Origin of the sequence: Pseudomonas sp. CK-NBRI-02 (genome assembly GCF_008124495.1) — a bacterium.
In the GTDB taxonomy this organism is placed as follows: domain Bacteria; phylum Pseudomonadota; class Gammaproteobacteria; order Pseudomonadales; family Pseudomonadaceae; genus Aquipseudomonas; species Aquipseudomonas guariconensis.
Map to the genome: position 1 here is coordinate 61,924 of NZ_VSJH01000012.1, position 19,210 is coordinate 81,133.

Consider the following 19,210-nt stretch of genomic DNA (forward strand, 5'->3'; position numbering starts at 1 on the left):
TTTTTCGGCGCTGACCACCTGCCTGGCGCAGGTTTCATGTTCATGGGAGCATGAAGCCATCGACCCTGTAGGTAAGGAAGGTAGCGTGAGAATACGTGGACAAATCGGCGATTGGCCGGTGGACCTGACCATCGAGCTGGAGCCTGCGGAGTGGGCGCAGTTGGGACGTCAACTGGAGGCGCCGGCCATTGCCGAAGCGGCGGCTACGAACGCAACCACCCCACCACAGCAGGACGATGGGCAATGGTTGGCTGCCTGTGAGCTGCTGCGTCAGGCCGTGCAGATCAGCGGGCCGGAGTTGCTGGGGCGCCTGGAAGGACTCGCCGGCAGCACGGCAGCGGGCAAGCGGCTGTTGGTGCGTTTGCGCCACAGCAATGAGGTGAAGGTGGAAAGCGGCCCGGACGCGCCGGTGTATCACTGGGTAGGATGAGCGAGGGCCGCTGTGCGGCCCATCGCAGGCCATCCCGACAGCACATTGGGAGCTGGCGTAGCCTGCGCTTGGGCTGCAAAACAGCCGCAATGACGATCAGAACATCGCCGCCGACAGCTTACGCCGATAAACGCTCACCAGCGGATGATCATTGCCCAGCAGCTCGAACACCTGCAGCAACGCCTTCTGCGGCAGGCCATCTTCGTAGCCGCGGTTGCGCTGGAATAACTTGAGCAGGCCCTCGAGCGCTGGCTCGTACTGCTGGCGAGCCAATTGCTGGATGCACAGCTGGTAGGTTGCTTCGTCATCCTGCGGGTTCTGCGCCAGGCGGCTCTTGAGCTCGGCAACTTCCGGCAGGCTGGCGGCCTGGCGCAGGAAGGTCAGCTGGGCCTTGGCGCCGGCCAGGGCGGCCTTGTGCTCGTCGGTCTTGACCGCATCCAGCACCACCTGGGCTTCGCCCAGCTCGCCTCGCTCGGCCAGGCAACGGGCATAGAGGATCAGCCCCTCGACATTGCTGTTGTCTTCGCTCAGCAGCGCCTGGAGCAGCGCTTCGGCTTCGCTGAAGCGGCTTTCGGCGAACAGTGCCTTGGCCTGCTCCAGCGGCGAGGCGGTCGGTGCGGCGGGCATTTGCACGTGGGGTTCGAGCATCGCGCGGATGGCCGACTCAGGCTGGGCGCCGGCAAAACCGTCGACCGGCTGACCGTCCTTGAACAACACCACGGTCGGCAGGCTGCGGATACCGAACTGGGCGACGATCTGCTGCTCCACATCGCAATTGACCTTGGCCAGCAGCAACTCGCCCTGGTAACCCTCGGCGATCTTGGCCAGCAACGGCATCAGCGCCTTGCACGGCGCGCACCATTCGGCCCAGAAATCCACCAGCACCGGCTTGTGAAAAGAATTCTCGATGACCAGTTGCTGGAAGGTGGCATCGCTGGCATCGAAAATGTACGGCGTGTCTTGGTTCATCGCGACTCTCGCAAATCCTTGAATGGCACCACTATAAAGGCTCGCGGCTGGCGTGGTACAGGCTGACCCGGCGGAATTCGTGTGGCTCGGCCAGGTCCGGCAGGGTCAGCGCCTCGAGCACGCCAAGCGCCTGATAGCGCGGATGATCGAAGTTGCGCACCCGGGAATCGGCCACCAAGGCCTGGCGACCGCGGCTGAGGAATTCATCGAGCAGTGGCAGGTTGGCGCGGTCGTAGAGCACGTCGGCGACGAGGATCAGGTCGAAGCGGTCTTGTTCTGTGAAGAAATCGCCGCTGTAGCCAAGTTTCACGCCGTTGAGTGCGGCATTGGCGCGACAGGCATCCAGTGCCAATGGGTCGAGGTCGCAGGCCACGACTTCCAGTGCGCCTGCACGTGCGGCGGCGATACCGGCGATACCTGAGCCTGCGCCGAAGTCCAGCACCCGCTTACCGCGTACCCAGTGCGGTTGCTCGGCCAGGTAGCGGGCCATGGCCAGGCCGCTGGCCCAGCAGAAGCTCCAGTACGGCGGTTCGTCGAGGATGCGCCGGGTTTCCTCGGGGCTGAAGGCGCGGTCCATGTTGTCGGCGTCGATCAGCCACAGCTTCAGTTCGCAGTCAGGTAGCTCGCTCTCGACCAGACGCGCCTCGCCGATCAGACCGCTCAGGGCCCGCTGCAGATGCAATGGGGGCATCTAGGGCGCCTTCTCGAAGCGCAGGGGACCAGTGACCTGGGTGGTGGCCTGGGCGATACGCAGAGGTGGCAGGTGCAAGATCAACTGCCCAGAGCGACTGGCCCGGCCGCGCAACTCCACGCGAGCGCCGGCAGGGAAGGCTTCGGGGCTGAAGCGCAGGCGGTAGGGCAGGTCCTGTCCGGTACCGGTGAGGTTGCTGCTCGCCAGCAGGCGCTGCGGGCGGCCACGCTCATCGATGACCAGCAGCGCCAGTTCCACTTCGGCGCCGGCCGGCACTTGTAGCAAGGTGCCGCTCAGTTCGCGCTGATAGGCCGGCAGCGGGCCCAGCTCCTCGCCTTTTTTCTTCACGGCCTTGGCCGGGGGCGCGGTGACAGTTTGCTCGGGCTTGGGTTGGTCGCTGCCGCAGGCGGCGAGCAGGCCGGTGAGGCACAGCACGACGAGCGCTCGGTAATGCATGGGGTAATCCTTCGCAGGCAGAATTCCATGGATGGTAACCCCTTTGGCTTGTCTTGCCAGTGGGATGCGCTACCATGGCCCTCCCTTTTTTTGTTGCCTGCCACCATGCACTGTCCCTTTTGCGGTGCCAACGACACCAAGGTCATCGACTCGCGCCTGGTCGCCGAGGGCGAACAGGTGCGCCGCCGCCGTGAATGCGTCGCCTGCGGCGAGCGCTTCACTACCTTCGAGACCGCCGAGCTGGTCTTGCCCCGGCTGATCAAGCAGGACGGCACCCGCCAGCCCTTCGATGAAGAAAAACTGCGCGCTGGCATGCAGCGAGCGCTGGAAAAACGTCCGGTCAGTGTCGAGCGTCTGGAAGCGGCGCTGGCGCACATCAAGCACAAGCTACGCGCCACCGGTGAGCGCGAGGTCAAGTCGCTGGTGGTGGGCGAACTGGTGATGGCCGAGCTGCGCAAGCTCGACGAAGTCGCCTACATCCGTTTCGCATCGGTCTACCGGCGCTTCCAGGATCTGGACGAGTTCCGCGAAGAAATCGACCGCCTGGCCCGAGAGCCCGCCAAAGAATGACCATGCCAAGCCAAACCGCCATCCTCGATGCCCACTACATGGCGCGAGCCCTGGAATTGGCCCGCAAGGGCCTGTACAGCACCCATCCCAACCCGCGTGTAGGGTGTGTGATCGTGCGGGACGGCGAGGTGGTCGGCGAAGGCTGGCACGTGCGAGCCGGCGAACCCCATGCCGAAGTCCATGCCCTGCGCCAGGCCGGCGAGCGCGCACGAGGTGCGTGTGCCTACGTGACGCTCGAGCCGTGCAGCCACCATGGCCGCACCCCCCCATGCGCCGAGGCGTTGGTGCAGGCTGGCGTGGCCCGGGTCGTGGCGGCGATGCAGGACCCCAACCCGCAGGTGGCAGGCAAAGGCCTGCGTCGCTTGGCCGAGGTCGGCATCGAGGTCAGCAGCGGCGTGCTCGAGGCTGAGGCCCGGGCGCTCAATCCGGGCTTTCTCAAGCGCATGGAGCATGGGCTGCCATTCGTGCGGGCCAAGCTCGCCATGAGCCTGGACGGTCGCACTGCCATGGCCAGCGGCGAGAGCCAGTGGATCACCGGCCCTGCAGCGCGCGCCGCGGTACAGCGCCTTCGCGCCCGTTCCAGCGTGGTGCTGACCAGCGCCGAAAGCGTGCTGGCCGACAACGCCCGCATGACCGTGCGCGGCGCCGAACTGGGCCTGGACCCGGACACCACCGCCCTGGCCCTGGCACGTCCGCCATTGCGTGTCCTGATCGACGGACGCTTGCGTCTGCCGCTGGACGCTCCGTTCTTCCAGGCCGGCCCGGCCCTGGTGGTGACCGCCGTCGCCGCCGACCCTCGCTACGCCCAGGCTGGCCACGAACTGCTGAGCCTGCCAGGCGAGCATGGCCGGGTCGATCTCCCAGCCTTGCTGCGCGCCCTGGCTGCCCGTGGTGTCAACGAAATCCTGCTGGAGGCCGGCGCTGGCCTGGTCGGCGCCTTCGCGAGCCTGGGTTTGGTGGATGAGTTCCAGTTGTTCGTCGCTGGCACCTTCCTGGGCAGCAGTGCTCGCCCGCTGCTGGACTGGCCGCTGGCAAAGATGAGCGAGGCCCCGCGTTTGAAAATCACCGAGGTGCGCGCAGTCGGCGATGACTGGCGGATCACGGCCATTCCCTTGCCGGCGTCCGGCGTATAATGCCTGGCTTGCCACGCGCAGCCCTGTTCCCGAGGAGGACACCATGTTCACCGGCATCATCGAATCCATCGGCACCATCCGCAGCCTGACGCCCAAAGGCGGTGACGTGCGCGTCTATGTAGAGACCGGCAAGCTTGACCTGGCCGACGTCAAGCTCGGCGACAGCATCGCCGTCAACGGCGTCTGCCTGACGGCCGTGGAACTGCCAGGTGACGGCTTCTGGGCCGATGTCAGCGTCGAAACGCTCAAGCGTACCGCCATGGTCGATCTCAAGAGTGGCAGCCGGGTCAACCTGGAAAAAGCCCTGACCCCCACCACCCGCCTGGGCGGTCATCTGGTCAGCGGCCACGTCGACGGCGTCGGCGAGATCATTTCGCGCAGCGATAACGCGCGCGCTATCCAGTTCCGCGTGCGTGCGCCCAAGGAGCTGGCCAAGTACATCGCCCACAAAGGGTCGATCACCGTCGACGGCACCAGCCTGACGGTCAATGAGGTCGATGGCGCTGAGTTCGAGCTGACCATCGTCCCGCACACCCTGTCCGAAACCATCATGGCCGACTACCGCGCAGGTCGTCGGGTCAACCTTGAGGTCGACCTGCTGGCCCGTTACCTGGAGCGTCTGCTGCTGGGCGACAAGGCTGCCGAGTCGAGCAAGGGCAGTGGCATCACCGAAAGCTTCCTGGCCGCCAACGGCTACCTGAAATCCTGATTGAGAAGGGGGTGCCGAGTGGCGCTCAACAGCATCGAAGAGCTGGTGGAAGACATCCGCCAGGGCAAAATGGTCATTCTCATGGACGACGAAGACCGTGAGAACGAAGGCGACATCATCATGGCCGCCGAGTGCTGCCAGGCCGAGCACATCAACTTCATGGCCAAGCACGCCCGTGGCCTGATCTGCATGCCGATGACCCGCGAGCGCTGCGAAACGCTCAAGCTGCCGCTGATGGCGCCACGCAACGGTTCGGGCTTCGGTACCAAGTTCACCGTATCGATCGAAGCGGCCGAAGGCGTCACCACCGGCATCTCCGCCGCCGACCGCGCGCGCACCGTGCAGGTGGCCGCCGCTCGCGATGCCAAGGCCGACGACATCGTCAGCCCAGGCCATATCTTCCCGCTGATGGCCCAGGCCGGCGGCACCCTGGCCCGCGCCGGGCACACCGAAGCGGCCTGCGACCTGGCGCGCATGGCTGGGTTCGAGCCCAGCGGTGTGATCTGCGAAGTGATGAACGACGACGGCACCATGGCCCGTCGCCCGGAACTCGAGGCCTTCGCCGCCGAGCACGGCCTGAAGATCGGCACCATCGCCGACCTGATCCACTACCGCATGATCCACGAGCGCACCGTGCAGCGCATCGCCGAGCAGCCGCTGGACAGCGAGCTGGGTCAGTTCAATCTGGTCACCTACCGCGACGCGGTGGAGGGCGATGTGCATATGGCCCTGACCCTGGGCACCATCTGCGCCGAGGAGCCGACCCTGGTGCGCGTGCACAACATGGACCCGCTGCGTGACCTGCTGATGGTCAAGCAACCGGGCCGCTGGAGCTTGCGTGCAGCGATGAGTGCCGTGGCCGAGGCCGGCAGTGGCGTGGTACTGCTGCTGGGCCACCCGCTGGATGGTGACGTGCTGCTGGCGCACATCCGTGAAAGCGCCGGTGACGCCCAGCCCAAGACCCCGACCACCTACAGCACCGTCGGTGCCGGCTCGCAGATCCTGCGTGACCTGGGCGTGCGCAAGATGCGCCTGATGAGCTCGCCGATGAAGTTCAACGCGATATCCGGATTCGATCTGGAAGTTGTAGAATACGTGCCCTCCGAGTGACACAGGCGTAACTGTCGTCCTGCCGCTCGTGTCCAAACCCTCCCGCAGGCCGCGTGTGCGCGGCCTCGCTCTTTAAGATGAGAACACCGGAATGACCCTGAAGACCATCGAAGGTACCTTCATCGCCCCCAAAGGTCGCTATGCTTTGGTGGTTGGCCGCTTCAACAGCTTCGTCGTCGAAAGCCTGGTGAGCGGTGCCGTTGATGCCCTGGTACGCCATGGCGTCAGCGAAAGCGACATCACCATCATTCGTGCCCCGGGCGCCTTCGAGATCCCGCTGGTTGCACAGAAAGTCGCCCAACAAGGCGAATACGACGCGATCGTCGCCCTGGGCGCGGTGATCCGCGGCGGTACCCCGCACTTCGAATACGTGGCGGGCGAGTGCACCAAGGGCCTGGCCCAGGTGTCCATGGAGTTCGGTGTTCCGGTGGCCTTCGGTGTTCTGACCGTCGACTCCATCGAGCAAGCCATCGAGCGTTCCGGCACCAAGGCCGGCAACAAAGGTGCCGAAGCTGCCCTGTCCGCCCTGGAAATGGTCAGCCTGCTGGCGCAGTTGGAGGCCAAGTGATTAGCGACGAAAGCGATCGTTTCAACCCGCGCGAGCCACGCGCGGCGGATGCCGGCAAGCCCTCGAAGAGCGCCAAGCGCCGCGAAGCCCGCAAGCTCGCGACCCAGGCGCTGTATCAGTGGCACATGGCCCAGCATTCGCTGAACGAAATTGAGGCTCAGTTCCGGGTCGACAACGATTTCTCCGATATCGATGGCGCCTATTTCCGCGAGATCCTGCACGGGGTTCCGGCAATCAAGGGCGAGATCGACAAGGCCCTGGCTCCGTGCCTGGACCTGCCGCTTGAGGAACTCGATCCGGTCGAGCTCGCGGTGCTGCGCCTGTCCACCTGGGAGTTCATCAAGCGCGTCGACGTGCCGTACCGCGTCGTGATCAACGAAGGCGTGGAGCTGGCCAAGGTCTTCGGTGCCACCGATGGTCACAAGTTCGTCAACGGTGTGCTGGACAAGCTGGCTCCGACGCTGCGTGACGCGGAAGTCAAGGCGAACAAGCGCTGATCGCGGCGCTTTCCGACCATGGGTGAGTTCGAGCTGATCCGCCATTACTTCGCTGCCGCGTCCTGTGCGCAGGGCGGCGAAGGTGTGGTCCTCGGCATCGGTGACGACTGCGCCCTGCTGGAACTACCGGTCGGCGAGCAGTTGGCGGTGTCCACCGACACCCTGGTCGAAGGCGTGCATTTCCCTGCGGCCTGCGACCCACTGCTACTTGGCCAGCGTTCCCTGGCGGTAGCCGTCAGCGACTTGGCGGCCATGGGCGCCGACCCGATCGGTGTCACCCTGGCCCTGACATTGCCCGGGGTTGGCGCCGACTGGCTCAGGCAGTTTGCCGACGGCCTCAACCTCATGGCCCACCGATGCGGTGTCAGCCTGATCGGCGGCGACACCACCCGCGGCCCCTTGAGCATCACCGTCACCGTGTTCGGCAAAGTGCCCGCCGGGCAGGCCCTGCGCCGTAGCGGTGCCCGGCCGGGCGATTTGCTGTGTGTCGGCGGTCATCTGGGCAACGCCGCAGGTGCCTTGCCGCTGGTGCTGGGCCAGCGCCAGGCGCCGGTCGAGGTCGCCGAGCCGCTGCTTGCCCACTACTGGTCGCCGATGCCTCAGCTTGTCTTGGGCCGGCAGCTGCGCGGTCGGGCCACGGCAGCACTGGATATCTCCGATGGGCTGCTCGCCGACTGCGGCCACATTGCCAAGGCTTCGGGCGTTGCCTTGGAGGTGAACGCCGAGCAGGTGCCCGTCTCGCCGGCTCTGGAAGCCTTTCTGGGGCGCGAGGCGGCCCTGTACGCCGCGCTCACCGGCGGTGACGACTACGTACTGGCGTTCACCCTGCCTGAAGCACTTCTTTCATCCTTGCCTGAAACGGGCGTCATCCATGTCATCGGCCGCGTGCGCGAAGGGCAGGGTGTGAGCCTGCGCGACCGGCAGGGCCAGGACATCACCCCGACGCAACGGGGCTATCAACATTTTAGGGAGACACCGTGACCGACCACCCCAACCAGGTGCCTGCGGAGTTCGTTCCGCCTTCGGTCTGGCGCAACCCCTGGCATTTCATTGCCTTTGGCTTCGGTTCCGGCACTTTGCCCAAGGCGCCCGGCACCTGGGGCTCGCTGGTCGCCTTGCCGTTCATCCCGCTGTGGCAGATGCTGCCGGACTGGGGTTACTGGCTATTGCTGGGCATCACCATGCTGTTTGGCTTCTGGCTGTGCGGCAAAGTCGCCAATGACTTGCGGGTGCACGACCATGAGGGCATTGTCTGGGACGAGATGGTCGGGATGTGGATCACCCTGTGGCTGGTGCCAGAAGGCTGGCAATGGCTATTGGCGGGGTTCTTGATGTTCCGCTTCTTCGACATCCTCAAGCCGTGGCCGATCCGCTGGGTCGACCGTCACGTGCACGGCGGTGTCGGGATCATGCTCGACGACATCCTGGCTGGTGTGTTCGCCTGGCTGGGCATGCAGGTGTTGGTATGGGTGGTTGCCTGACTTAAGGAGTGGGTCATGGGCATAAGGACGGTGCTGCTGGCAATGGTGTTGCTGCTTGGCCCAGGGGCGAGCGCGGTCATGGCTGAAAGCCTGCCCAGGCAGATCCATCTGGTCAGCGAAGAGTGGCTCGACTACACCAACGCCGATGGCACCGGCGTGGCGTGGGATGTGCTGCGCAAGGTCTTCGAGCCCGCAGGCGTGAAGGTACTGACCCAGAGCGCGCCTTACAGCCGGGCGGTAGGGTTGGTCAAGCGCGGCGAAGCCGATGCCTGGGTGGGCTCCTACCACGAGGAAAACGACGACAACCTCTATCCCCGCTGGCATTTCGATGTGGATCACATCTATGCCCTGGGCCTGGTCAGCAAGCCTGTGCCGACGCCCGAGAGCATCGGCCAGTACCGGCTGGCCTGGGTACGCGGCTATGAGTTCCAGAACTACCTGCCTCATGTCAAAAGGTACCGCGAGGTCCAGCGCCGCGAAGGTATCCTGCCGATGCTCGAGCACGATCGTGTGGACTTCTACATCGATGCCTTGACCGAGGTCGACTATGTCTTGGACCGGGCATCTGATCCTGACCGCTGGCGTCGTACCCATGTTGCAGAGCTGCCGCTGTACCTTGCCTTCGCTCGCAACGACAAGGCCAAGGCGCTGAGCGAACTGTTCGACCGGCGCATGCAGGAACTGGTGCGCAGCGGAGAGCTCAAGCCTATTTTCGAGCGCTGGCAGCAGCCGTACCCTTTCACGCCAGAGAGCCAGCCGTACTGATATGGCGTGAGACGCTGTGAGAGCGCCGGCGTCTGAACATCGAACTTTTCGATCTTAAGCGGCGATATTCAGCCTGCGCATGCTCTGCAGCCTGCTGATACAATCGGGCCATTGAAAATTGCCTACTTTTAGGAGCACAACGTGCCCGTCGTCTTTGTCGCCGCCTCGAAACTCCCGACTCCCTTCGCGATCTTCACCATGCATGGTTTTCTCGATGAAGCCACGGGCCGCGAGCACGTGGTGCTCAGCCTGGGTGATATCGCCGATGGTCAGCCGGTGCTGGGGCGCCTGCATTCCGAATGCCTGACCGGCGATGCGCTGTTCAGTCAGCGCTGCGACTGCGGCTCGCAACTGGAGGCCGCCCTGCAGGCCATCGCCCGCGAAGGCCGTGGCGTGCTGCTGTACCTGCGCCAGGAAGGTCGCGGGATCGGCCTGTTGAACAAGATCCGCGCCTATGAACTCCAGGACGGTGGCGCCGATACCGTCGAAGCCAACGAACGCCTGGGCTTTGCTGCGGACCAGCGCGACTACGCGATGTGCCTGCCGATGCTCGAACACCTGGGCGTGCAGTCACTGCGTCTGATGACCAACAACCCGCGCAAGGTCAAGGCACTGACCGACATGGGCATCAAGGTCGCCGAGCGCGTCCCGCTGCACACTGGGCACAACCCGCACAACCGTCACTATCTGGCCACCAAGGCCGGCAAGCTCGGCCACATGATGGGCAACGAGCACCAGGGCGAGCCCCAGGCGTGACCCGCGGCCAGGTGAAGCGGCGCCTGGCGCTGGCCTGGTGGCAATACCTGGCGGTGGGCCTGGTGCCGTTGCCAGTGATGGCCTGGGCCTTTGGCGGCGGCGATGCCTTGATTCCCGTCTTGGCGATGCCCCTGTTCATTGCCGGTGCTGCGACCATGTTCCTCAGCCTGCCGCGCTTTGGCGCGTATAAGCGCGCCTTGATCGCGACGTCCAAGACGCTGGGTTCGCCGGAGGAGCCGCAGGCCTGGATCGTACTGGCCCAGGTGCGGCGCATGGCCATGCTGTTCGCCTGCTTCCCGGCCTGGGTAGCGGCGCTGTCGGTGCTGGTGGGCCTGGAGACAGTGCCTCAGGTGCTGCTGGCGCTTTCCACGGTGGTACTGCTCTACCTCTACCGCATCCCTCGCCAGCTGGGCTGATGCGCGTACTTCTCTGCCTGTTGGCCCTGCTGGCCTTCGGCGCCCTGGCCGAAGACAGGCCAAGGGTCATCAGCCTGGCGCCCTCAATGAGCGAAATCATGCTCGAACTGCACGCCGAGGACTTGCTGGTGGGTGTGCTTGATGGCGGTGAGCGGCCTGCGGCGTTGTCTGGCCTGCCATCGGTGGGACGCCATGGGCAATTGGACATGGAGCGCCTGCTCAGCCTCAAGCCTGATCTGTTGCTGCTGTGGCCCGACAGCGTGGCCCCGGCCCAGCGCGATCAACTCAGGCACCTTGGGATCGCGACGTTCGTCGGTGAACCCAAGGATATCGACCAACTCATCGGGCAGATCGAAACCATCGGACAGCGGGTCGGCCGAGCGGAGCAAGGCCGGCAATACGCACAGGCCCTGCGTGAGCGGCTGCGCAGCTTGCGCGAGCAGTACCATCGCGAACGACCGCTGCGAGTGTTCTACCAGGTTTGGGACAAACCGCTGTACACCCTCGGCGGGCGGCAGATCGTCAGCGACGCTTTGACGGTTTGCGGTGCCAGCAACCTGTTCGCCGACCTTCCCCAGCCTGCACCACAGGTGAGCGTGGAGGCCGTACTGTTGCGCGATCCTGACGTGATCCTGGCCGGTGATCCGGCGCAACTGGCGAGCTGGAAGGCCTGGCGTACGCTCAGTGCGGTGAAGGCCGACCGCCTGCTGGTGGTGCCCGACAAAGGCCTGGAGCGCCCCAGCGGTCAGATGATCGACGCCACGGCACGTTTGTGCGCGTTGCTGGAGGCTAAAGCACCGGTGTCCAGGTGACGCTCAGCAGCCAGGTGCGGCCTTCTTCGCGATACCCGTAGTGGGCGCCCTCATAGTTGTAATGGGTGCGGCTGTATTGTTTGTCCAATAGGTTGTCCAGCTTCAGGTCGAACTTCACCTCATTGGTAGCTGCCCAGCTGCCGCGCAGTCCCAGTAGACCGTATCCGCCAATAGTGTCGGTGTTCGCTTCATCGTTGTAGCTGCTGCTGACCGCCTGCCAACTGGCGCCTAGCGCGAAACGTTCGAACTGCCGATCGAGGTCCAGGCTCACAGTACGCCGGGCACGGCGGGAGAGGGTGTGGCCGCTGTCGCGGTCGCGTGGATCGATCAGCGAGAGGCCCAGTTGGGAGGTCCAGCCGTCCCAGTCCTGGCTCAGGGCCATCTCGAAACCATTGACCCGCGCGGAATCGACATTCTCCGGGCGTACGCTGTAGTTGATAGCGTCCTGCAGGTCGGTGCGATACAGCGAGGCTTCCAGCTTACTGCGCTCGCTCAGCTGGCTGCGCCATTGCAGCTCGTAACTCTTGGAACGTTCAGGCTTGAGATCCGGATTGTTGTAGCCCGGGAAGTACAGGTCGTTGAAAGTCGGTGCCCGAAAACCTTCGCTGTACGAGAGCAGCACATCGTTATTCACGTTGAGCGGTACTGTCAGGCTACCGCTCCAGCTGGTCTGGCTGCCGAACTGCTGGTTGCGGTCATGACGTACGCCAAGCTCGGTGGAAAAGTATTCGCCACGGAATCGGTGCTGGGCGAAGGCGGCGCGGTTCCAGCGGCTGTCTTCGGTGAAATCGGCACTGGCGTGGACACGATCTTCGTACCAGTCGCCTCCCAGCAGCAGGCTGTTGCGGTCATCCAGTGTCAGGTCGTTCTGCCAGGTGGCTTGGTCGCGGTAGGTATTGAATGGATAGCGGGTCCCGGCGAGTTTGTCGCGGCTTTCGTCGCGATTCTCGCTATGGGCCAACTCCAGCCGACTATTCCATCCCTCGCTGACCTGAGCGTCCAGATAGCTGCCGATGCTGCTGACGGAAAAGTCCGAATAGGGCTCTTGTGCGCTGAAACCACGAGGCTCGTCGTACTCGCGGCGTCCACGGCTATCGAGCACATTCAGCCCTGTCTCGAAACGTTCGCTGAAGGTATGGCTTAGACTCAGGTTGAATGACTTGTTGCGGTAGGCGTCATGATCCGCGTCGCTGGCAAAGGATGGCCCGGTCGAATCGATGCCTGCCGTCTCATCCAGGCTGGCGCCGAGGTTGAAGCGGGTCGCCTCGCTGCCGCCGGCGAGCCCGAGGCTGCGCTGGAAGCTCTGGTTGCTGCCCGCCGCCAGGCGCAGGCGTGGTTGCAGGCCAGGACCTGTGCCGCGACGGGTGAAAATCTGGATGACCCCGCCAATGGCATCGCTGCCATAGATCGCCGAGCGTGACCCGCGCAGCACTTCGACCCGCTCGATCTGGTCGACGTCCAGGTATTGCAGGGCGCTGTCCCCGGATGTGGCATTGGCGATGCGCACGCCATCGACCAGCACCAGGGTCTGGGCCGCCTTGGTGCCGCGGATGAAGATCCCTGGCAGGCTGCCGCGTCCACCGGTGGGCGCTACCTGAACGCCAGGCACACGGGTCAGCAGGTCGGTGACATTGGAGGGTTGCAGGCGATCAATGTCGTGACGGGTGAACACGGTATTCGCGGCGCTGGTGGCGCTGCGCGACTCGACCTGGCGACTGGCGCTGATCAGCACGTCGGGGAGTTTGAGGGCATCGTCGCGGTCCGGTTCGGCGGCCAGCAAGGCGGTGGGCAGGCAGAAAACTGCAGTGGCGAGGGACGAAATCTTCATCGGTAGTTCCATAACATTCGCGGGCTAGCCCCGCTTCCCCAGGGCTTGAGAGCAACCCTGTGGAAGCGGGGCTAGCCCGCGAATGCGTCAATCAGACAGCGTAAAGGCTTACAGGCCGAGCTTGGCCATCCGGGCCTTCACCGAGGCTTCGATACCGGCGGCATCGAGCCCGCACTCGGCCAGCATCTGCGCAGGCTTGGCGTGTTCGACGTAAATGTCCGGCAGGCCCAGGTGCAGCATCGGCTTGAGCACGGCTTCCTGGGTCAGGAACTCACTGACCGCAGCCCCCGCACCGCCCATGATGGCGTTCTCTTCGATGGTCACCAGCAGATCATGGTGGGCGGCCAGTTCCAGCACCAAGGCCTCATCCAAGGGTTTGACGAAGCGCATGTCGACCACGGTGGCGTTGAGGCCGTCGGCGACCTTCATGGCCTCGGCCAGTTGCACACCGAACACCAGCAGGGCGACTTTCTCGCCTTTGCGGCGAACCACGCCCTTGCCGATTGGAAGCGGCTCCAGGTCGCCGCTGATCGGTGCATTGGGGCCGGTACCACGAGGGTAGCGCACTGCCGCCGGGCCGTTGTACAGGTGGCCGGTGCTGAGCATCTTGCGCAGTTCGTTCTCGTCGCTTGGGGTCATCACCAGCATGCCCGGGATGCAACGCAGGTACGAGAGGTCGAAGCTGCCCGCGTGCGTCGGGCCGTCTTCGCCGACCAGGCCTGCGCGGTCGATGGCGAACAGCACGTCGAGGTTCTGTACCGCCACATCGTGGATCAACTGGTCATAGGCACGCTGCAGGAAGGTGGAGTAGATCGCCACCACCGGCTTGGCACCTTCGCAGGCCATGCCTGCGGCCAGGGTGACCGCGTGCTGCTCGGCAATCGCCACGTCGAAGTAGCGCTCCGGGTAGCGTTCGCTGAAGGCCACCAGGTCCGAGCCTTCCTTCATTGCGGGGGTGATGCCCACTAGGCGATTGTCGGCCGCGGCCATGTCGCACAGCCATTGGCCGAACACCGCCGAGTACTTCGGCCCGCTGACCTTCTTCGGTGCGACCGGTTTGTCGGCAGGTTCGAGCTTGGTGATGGCGTGGTAGCCGATCGGGTCCACTTCGGCCGGGGCGAAGCCTTTGCCTTTTTTGGTGATCACGTGCAGGAACTGCGGGCCCTTGAGGTCACGCATGTTGCGCAGAGTGGCAATCAGGGTCGGCAGGTCGTGGCCGTCGATAGGGCCGATGTAGTTCCAGCCCAGTTCCTCGAACAAGGTGCCGGGCACCAGCATGCCTTTGGCGTATTCCTCGGTGCGGCGGGCGATTTCCCAGGCGCCGGGCAGGCGCGACAGGACCTTCTTGCTGCCCTCGCGCATGCTCGCGTAGGTGCGGCTGGACAGGATCTTGGCCAGGTAGTTGGACAGGCCGCCCACGTTGCGCGAGATCGACATGTCGTTGTCGTTGAGGATCACCAGCATGTCGGCGTCGACTTCCTGGGCGTGGTTCAACGCCTCGAAGGCCATGCCGGCGGTCAGCGCGCCGTCACCGATCACCGCGATCGACTTGCGTGGGTCGTTCTGCAGGCGGGCGGCAATGGCCATGCCCAATGCGGCACTGATCGACGTGCTGGAGTGGCCGACACCAAAGGTGTCGTACTCGCTCTCGCTGCGCCGCGGGAAGGCGGCGATACCGTCCTTCTGGCGCAGGCTGAGCATACGTTGGCGGCGGCCGGTGAGGATCTTGTGCGGGTAGGCCTGATGGCCCACGTCCCAGACCAGACGGTCGTCCGGCGTGTCGAAGACGTAGTGCAGGGCGATCGTCAGCTCGATGACGCCCAGGCCGGCGCCGAAATGCCCACCGGTCTGACCAACGGTATAGAGCAGCTCCTGGCGCAGCTCGTCGGCCAGGGTCTCCAGGTCGGCTTCAGCCAACCGGCGCAGGCCGGCAGGCGTGTCGGCGCGGTCCAGCAGCGGCGTGACCGGGCGTTCGCGGGGGATCTCTTGAAACGTCGTGGGCATCAGGCGAGTCGTTATAGATGTGAAGACGCGGCAGTTTACCCCATTGTAGGAATTACTGCCCATTCAGACGCAGGTTGCATGCCCCCTGTGCGGGCCGGCTCACCCGCGAATGCGCAGGTCAATTGAGCATCGCATTTGCGGGCTAGCCGGCTCTCACAGTCGAGGTGTCAGGGTTTCAGTGGCGACGTTCAACGATGTAGCGGGCCAATGCGCGCAGGGGGGCTGCGCTGTCACCGAAGCCTTCGAGTGCTGCCAGCGCCTGGTCGCGCAGCTCGAGCGCGTAGGCCTTGGCCGCTTCCAGGCCGAGCAGGGCCGGGTAGGTCGGTTTGTCGCGGGCGATATCGGCCCCCTGGCGTTTACCGAGGGTGGCGGTGTCGCTCTCCACGTCGAGGATGTCGTCTTGCACCTGAAAGGCCAGGCCAATGGCCTGTGCATAACGTTGCAAGGCCTCGAGCTGCGCTTGGCTGGCGCGGGCGCTGGCCAGGGCGCCAAGGCGCACGCTGGCTTCGATCAGGGCGCCAGTCTTGTGCCGGTGCATGTATTCAAGGGCGCGCTGGTCGAGCTTGAGGCCCACCGAGCCCAGGTCGATGGCCTGGCCGCCGACCATGCCCGCTGGCCCAGCAGCCTTGGCCAGAGCCTGGACCATGGCCAGGCGAGTGGCGTCGTCCTGAGGGCTCAGGCGCGCATCGAGCAGGGCGCTGAAGGCCAGGCTCTGCAGGCCGTCGCCGGCCAGAATGGCGCAGGCCTCGTCAAAGGCTTTGTGAGTGGTGGGCTGGCCACGACGCAGGTCGTCGTCGTCCATGGCCGGCAGGTCATCATGCACCAGTGAATAAGCGTGGATCAGCTCCACAGCGCAGGCGGCGCCATTGGCCTGCTCGGCCGGGGCACCGAAGGCCTCGCAGGCAGCGTAGGCCAGCAGTGGGCGTACGCGCTTGCCGCCGCTCATCACGCTGTAGCGCATGGCGGCGTAGAGGCGTTCGAGCTCCTTGGAAGGCGCCTGGAACAGCGGTTCGAGCGCAGCATCGACACGTGCCTGGCAGTTGGCCTGGTAGGCGCTGATCATGCTTCGGGCTCCGCATCGAAAGGCTGGGCCGCCAGTTCGCCATCGCGTTCGAGCAGGATCTGCACCTTCTGTTCGGCCTGTGCCAGGGCGCCCTGGCAGTCACGGGTCAAGGCAATGCCTTGTTCGAAGGCGGCCAGCGACTCTTCCAGCGACAACTCGCCGTTCTCCAGGCGCTCAACCAAGGCTTGCAGGTCGGCGAGGGATTGCTCGAAATCGATGGAGGCTTTTTTGCGGGCCATGGCGACTGTCTCGGTGGCATTCAGAACGGCGCGACACTAGCAGAGCGGGGCAGGGGGAGCAAACCGGGGAGGGTAATCATTCGTCGCATTTTGTTGCATTTGTGTCGGAGGCGGCAGCTTGCAAATTGCGAAGCGCTCAGATTGTGAGCGTTTTGGCCCTCTGCCATAATCCCGCGCGCTCTGCGCCGCGGCCTACAAACCGTCGGCATCTCTCCTACTCGATGTCACGTAACGGATTACGTTGTGAGCTTCCTTTCGATCGAATTCGGCCTCTGCTTCACGCTGTTCTTCATTGTCTATTGGAGCCTGTGCTGGAGCATACGTCTGCAGAACGTGCTGCTGCTGGCGGCCAGCTATGGGCTGGTGGCGAGTTTCAGCCTGCAGTCGCTCTACATACTGCTGGGTTACAGCGTGCTGGTGTACCTGCTCGGGTTGCTGGCGGCGCGTTACCCGGGGCGCTGGTTCAGCCGGGCTTTGTTGCTGGGGTTGGTGCTGGGCTGCTTCTACCTATTCAAGTACCAAGCGTTCTTCGTCGAAGGCGTGCAGGCCGCCCTTGCCCAGTCGGGATGGCGCGTGTCCTTGCCGGTGCTGGAAGTGCTGGTGCCGATTGGCATGTCGTTCTACATCTTCCATTCGGTGAGTTACCTGGTGTCGATCAACCGGTGCGAGCTGGCGCCAGCCGCGCCACTGAATCTTGCGTTGTACCTGGCATTCTTCCCAAGCCTTGTGGCTGGCCCGGTCAACCGTGCCCTGGACATGCTGCCCCAGATCCGTCCAACTGCGATCCGCCAAGTGCTGGAGCCCCAGCGGGCCTTGGGGCTGATTGCCCTGGCAGTGGTCAAAGTGTTTTTGCTCGGTGGTTGGCTGGCCAGCGAATGGGTGGATCCGGTGTTCGACACGCCTGGCAGCTTCACGCCCGAGCAGGTGTTGCTGAGTGTGTATGGCTACAGCTTCCTGATCTATTTCAACTTCAGCGGTTACACCAACCTGGTGACCGGCATCGCCCTGCTGCTGGGTTTTCGCCTGCCGGAGAACTTCAACGCGCCCTATGCGGCGCACAACCTCAAGGCATTCTGGGGGCGTTGGCATATCAGCTTGTCGCGCTTCATCCGTGACTATGTCTATATCCCCTTGGGCGGCAATCGCCAGGGCGTGTGGCGCGGCAACCTGAACATGTTGCTGGCCATGTTGGTGTCCGGCCTTTGGCATGGTGCGAGCCTGAACTTCATTCTCTGGGGCGCGCTTCATGGTGTGGGGCTGGCGGTCTACAAGCTGTTCGATCAACTGCTGCCTGGGGCCAAGGCACTGCCGGGGGCAGGGCTGGCTGCGCGATTGCTGACCTTCCACTATGTGGCATTCGCCTGGGTGTTCTTCCGCAGTACGACACTCGAGGGCGCCTGGGAAATGCTCGGCAATGTCGCCCAGGTGAGCATCGCCGGATTGTCGTCCTCCACGGGTTTGGCGGTGCTTGGCTGCGTGTTGTGCGTGGCGACTTATCCACAGTGGCTGGCGATCTTGCGCCAGGGCTTTGCCGCCAGCCAGCGCCTGCCATGGCCGTTGTATCCGGTGCCGCTGGCGGTATTCGTGTCGTTGGTGATCTTTGCATCGCAATCGGGCGTGCCGGGGTTCATCTATGCCAGTTTCTGATATCCGACAGTTGTTCCAGGCGCAGTTGGGCGCTGCCCGGGTGCTTTACTCGTTGGTCATCGCTACGCTGCTGCTGTGCTGGCTGAACCAGGACTCGATCAAGCTGTATTGCCAGCAGAAATACCACCAAGGTTGTGAGCTGCCGGTCATCGGCCAATCGTCTGCCTGGCGCCTGGGCGCAAGCCTTACCTTGGCACTGGAAGACGCACGCGACAGCTTTGTCGACAGCCTGCGGCGCAATACGCAGGTGGCCGCGACCCCGGCGCCTGTCGTCCTGCCGCCGACCATGCCGGTGGTGACCGTGGATCTGCAATCGGTCGCTCCGCCTGCCAAGCCTCGGCCAGCGCCCACGGTACAAGTGCCGCCGGCCAAGGCCAAGCTGCCGATCGTAGCGCCCTCCGGCACGCTGGCGAGCCTAGCCACCGGCGATGAAGTCTTTCTGGTGGGGGACTCGCTGATGCAGGGCGTGGCGCCGCACCTGGCCAACAGCCTGCGCAAGCGCTACCAGATCAAGACGGTCAACCTCAGCAAGCAAAGCACCGGCCTCGCCTACCCGGGGTTTTTCAACTGGCCCAAGACCGTGACCGACACCCTGGCTGCCAATCCGAACATTCGCCTGATGATCGTGTTCATGGGGCCGAACGATCCCTGGGACATGCCCCAGGGCAAGGGCAAGCCGTTCCTGCGTTTCAAGTCGCCTGAGTGGGAGGCGATCTACCGTTCGCGGATCGACGCGATCCTCGAGCAGGCCCGCCAGCGCAAGGTCCAAGTGATCTGGGTTGGCCCGCCGAATATGGAACAGCCTCGGCTGTCCACGGCGATGGCTTACCTCAGTGGTCTGTATCAAGAGCGTACGGCGTTGTTCGGCCAGCACTATGTCTCGGCCAACCCGTTCCTTGGCTACCCTGACGAGCAGTTCGCCTATGCAGTGCAGACACCAGAGGGGCAGCGGGTCAAGGTGCGGGGCGACGACGGCATTCATTTCACCATCACCGGTCAGAAGATGATCGCAGCACAGGTGCTGTCGCTGATCGCCTTCCCGGGTTTGACTGTTACAGGACATTGA

General features: G+C 64.3%; 22 protein-coding genes. 15 read left to right on the plus strand and 7 right to left on the minus strand.

Annotated elements, in window-relative coordinates; all coding sequences use genetic code 11:
• Positions 1-85 precede the first annotated feature (85 nt).
• The gene (locus DQ397_RS10825) at positions 86-430 is read left to right on the plus strand and encodes a hypothetical protein (protein WP_043210236.1); all 345 of its coding nucleotides are present in this window, start codon (positions 86-88) and stop codon (positions 428-430) included.
• Positions 431-526: 96 nt separating this feature from the next.
• Here DQ397_RS10825 and trxA read toward each other — a convergent pair whose 3' ends face one another.
• From trxA to DQ397_RS10840, 3 genes are read right to left on the minus strand one after another with little or no spacing between them, the layout of a single operon-like run.
• Positions 527-1,399 (minus strand): thioredoxin, encoded by an 873-nt coding sequence (trxA, locus tag DQ397_RS10830; RefSeq protein ID WP_043210233.1) that lies wholly within the window; start codon positions 1,397-1,399, stop codon positions 527-529.
• Between the two features lie 31 nt (positions 1,400-1,430).
• Complete coding sequence (locus DQ397_RS10835; protein WP_043210232.1) at positions 1,431-2,090, minus strand: methyltransferase; 660 nt, start codon at positions 2,088-2,090, stop codon at positions 1,431-1,433.
• Complete coding sequence (locus DQ397_RS10840; RefSeq protein WP_043210229.1) at positions 2,091-2,546, minus strand: lipoprotein; 456 nt, start codon at positions 2,544-2,546, stop codon at positions 2,091-2,093.
• A gap of 105 nt (positions 2,547-2,651) precedes the next feature.
• Between DQ397_RS10840 and nrdR the strand changes: the two genes are divergently transcribed.
• The 12 genes from nrdR (at position 2,652) to DQ397_RS10900 (ending at position 11,363) form a co-directional block, all read left to right on the plus strand.
• The gene (nrdR, locus tag DQ397_RS10845; RefSeq protein ID WP_043210325.1) at positions 2,652-3,116 is read left to right on the plus strand and encodes a transcriptional regulator NrdR; all 465 of its coding nucleotides are present in this window, start codon (positions 2,652-2,654) and stop codon (positions 3,114-3,116) included.
• Positions 3,117-3,118: 2 nt separating this feature from the next.
• Positions 3,119-4,249, plus strand: a complete 1,131-nt coding sequence (ribD, locus tag DQ397_RS10850) for a bifunctional diaminohydroxyphosphoribosylaminopyrimidine deaminase/5-amino-6-(5-phosphoribosylamino)uracil reductase RibD (RefSeq protein WP_043210226.1) — start codon at positions 3,119-3,121, stop codon at positions 4,247-4,249.
• Positions 4,250-4,292: 43 nt separating this feature from the next.
• Complete coding sequence (locus tag DQ397_RS10855; RefSeq protein ID WP_043210224.1) at positions 4,293-4,958, plus strand: riboflavin synthase; 666 nt, start codon at positions 4,293-4,295, stop codon at positions 4,956-4,958.
• An 18-nt stretch (positions 4,959-4,976) separates the two neighbouring features.
• Positions 4,977-6,068 (plus strand): bifunctional 3,4-dihydroxy-2-butanone-4-phosphate synthase/GTP cyclohydrolase II, encoded by a 1,092-nt coding sequence (gene ribBA, locus DQ397_RS10860; protein ID WP_043210223.1) that lies wholly within the window; start codon positions 4,977-4,979, stop codon positions 6,066-6,068.
• A 91-nt stretch (positions 6,069-6,159) separates the two neighbouring features.
• Entirely contained in the window at positions 6,160-6,636 is a 477-nt protein-coding gene (gene ribE / locus DQ397_RS10865) for a 6,7-dimethyl-8-ribityllumazine synthase (protein WP_043210219.1), read from the plus strand.
• The gene (gene nusB, locus DQ397_RS10870) at positions 6,633-7,133 is read left to right on the plus strand and encodes a transcription antitermination factor NusB (protein WP_043210218.1); all 501 of its coding nucleotides are present in this window, start codon (positions 6,633-6,635) and stop codon (positions 7,131-7,133) included. Before ribE ends, nusB begins: the two co-directional genes overlap by 4 nt.
• 18 nt (positions 7,134-7,151) lie before the next feature.
• A complete protein-coding gene (gene thiL / locus DQ397_RS10875; RefSeq protein WP_043210216.1) occupies positions 7,152-8,114 on the plus strand; it encodes a thiamine-phosphate kinase in 963 nt (320 codons plus the stop codon).
• On the plus strand, positions 8,111-8,614 hold the full coding sequence (locus tag DQ397_RS10880; protein WP_043210214.1) for a phosphatidylglycerophosphatase A: 504 nt from the start codon (positions 8,111-8,113) through the stop codon (positions 8,612-8,614). Before thiL ends, DQ397_RS10880 begins: the two co-directional genes overlap by 4 nt.
• Positions 8,615-8,629: 15 nt before the next feature.
• Positions 8,630-9,379 (plus strand): ABC transporter substrate-binding protein, encoded by a 750-nt coding sequence (locus DQ397_RS10885; RefSeq protein ID WP_043210212.1) that lies wholly within the window; start codon positions 8,630-8,632, stop codon positions 9,377-9,379.
• A gap of 141 nt (positions 9,380-9,520) precedes the next feature.
• Positions 9,521-10,135: a GTP cyclohydrolase II gene (gene ribA / locus DQ397_RS10890; protein WP_043210209.1), complete on the plus strand. Its 615-nt coding sequence runs from the start codon at positions 9,521-9,523 to the stop codon at positions 10,133-10,135.
• The gene (locus DQ397_RS10895) at positions 10,132-10,551 is read left to right on the plus strand and encodes a hypothetical protein (RefSeq protein ID WP_043210207.1); all 420 of its coding nucleotides are present in this window, start codon (positions 10,132-10,134) and stop codon (positions 10,549-10,551) included. Before ribA ends, DQ397_RS10895 begins: the two co-directional genes overlap by 4 nt.
• Positions 10,551-11,363 carry a cobalamin-binding protein gene (locus tag DQ397_RS10900; protein WP_043210206.1) on the plus strand — a complete coding sequence of 271 codons (813 nt, stop codon included), beginning with the start codon at positions 10,551-10,553 and terminating at the stop codon, positions 11,361-11,363. Before DQ397_RS10895 ends, DQ397_RS10900 begins: the two co-directional genes overlap by 1 nt.
• Here the strand turns inward: DQ397_RS10900 and DQ397_RS10905 are convergent.
• The 4 genes from DQ397_RS10905 to DQ397_RS10920 form a co-directional block, all read right to left on the minus strand.
• Positions 11,341-13,191: a TonB-dependent siderophore receptor gene (locus DQ397_RS10905; RefSeq protein ID WP_043210204.1), complete on the minus strand. Its 1,851-nt coding sequence runs from the start codon at positions 13,189-13,191 to the stop codon at positions 11,341-11,343. The genes DQ397_RS10900 and DQ397_RS10905 overlap by 23 nt on opposite strands.
• A 108-nt stretch (positions 13,192-13,299) precedes the next feature.
• A complete protein-coding gene (gene dxs, locus DQ397_RS10910; protein ID WP_043210202.1) occupies positions 13,300-15,195 on the minus strand; it encodes a 1-deoxy-D-xylulose-5-phosphate synthase in 1,896 nt (631 codons plus the stop codon).
• Positions 15,196-15,370: 175 nt separating this feature from the next.
• Entirely contained in the window at positions 15,371-16,258 is an 888-nt protein-coding gene (gene ispA / locus DQ397_RS10915) for a (2E,6E)-farnesyl diphosphate synthase (RefSeq protein WP_043210199.1), read from the minus strand.
• Positions 16,255-16,497, minus strand: a complete 243-nt coding sequence (locus DQ397_RS10920) for an exodeoxyribonuclease VII small subunit (RefSeq protein ID WP_011531978.1) — start codon at positions 16,495-16,497, stop codon at positions 16,255-16,257. Before DQ397_RS10920 ends, ispA begins: the two co-directional genes overlap by 4 nt.
• A gap of 243 nt (positions 16,498-16,740) precedes the next feature.
• Between DQ397_RS10920 and DQ397_RS10925 the strand changes: the two genes are divergently transcribed.
• Entirely contained in the window at positions 16,741-18,144 is a 1,404-nt protein-coding gene (locus DQ397_RS10925) for an MBOAT family protein (RefSeq protein ID WP_043210197.1), read from the plus strand.
• Positions 18,131-19,210: an SGNH family hydrolase gene (locus DQ397_RS10930; RefSeq protein WP_043210194.1), complete on the plus strand. Its 1,080-nt coding sequence runs from the start codon at positions 18,131-18,133 to the stop codon at positions 19,208-19,210. Before DQ397_RS10925 ends, DQ397_RS10930 begins: the two co-directional genes overlap by 14 nt.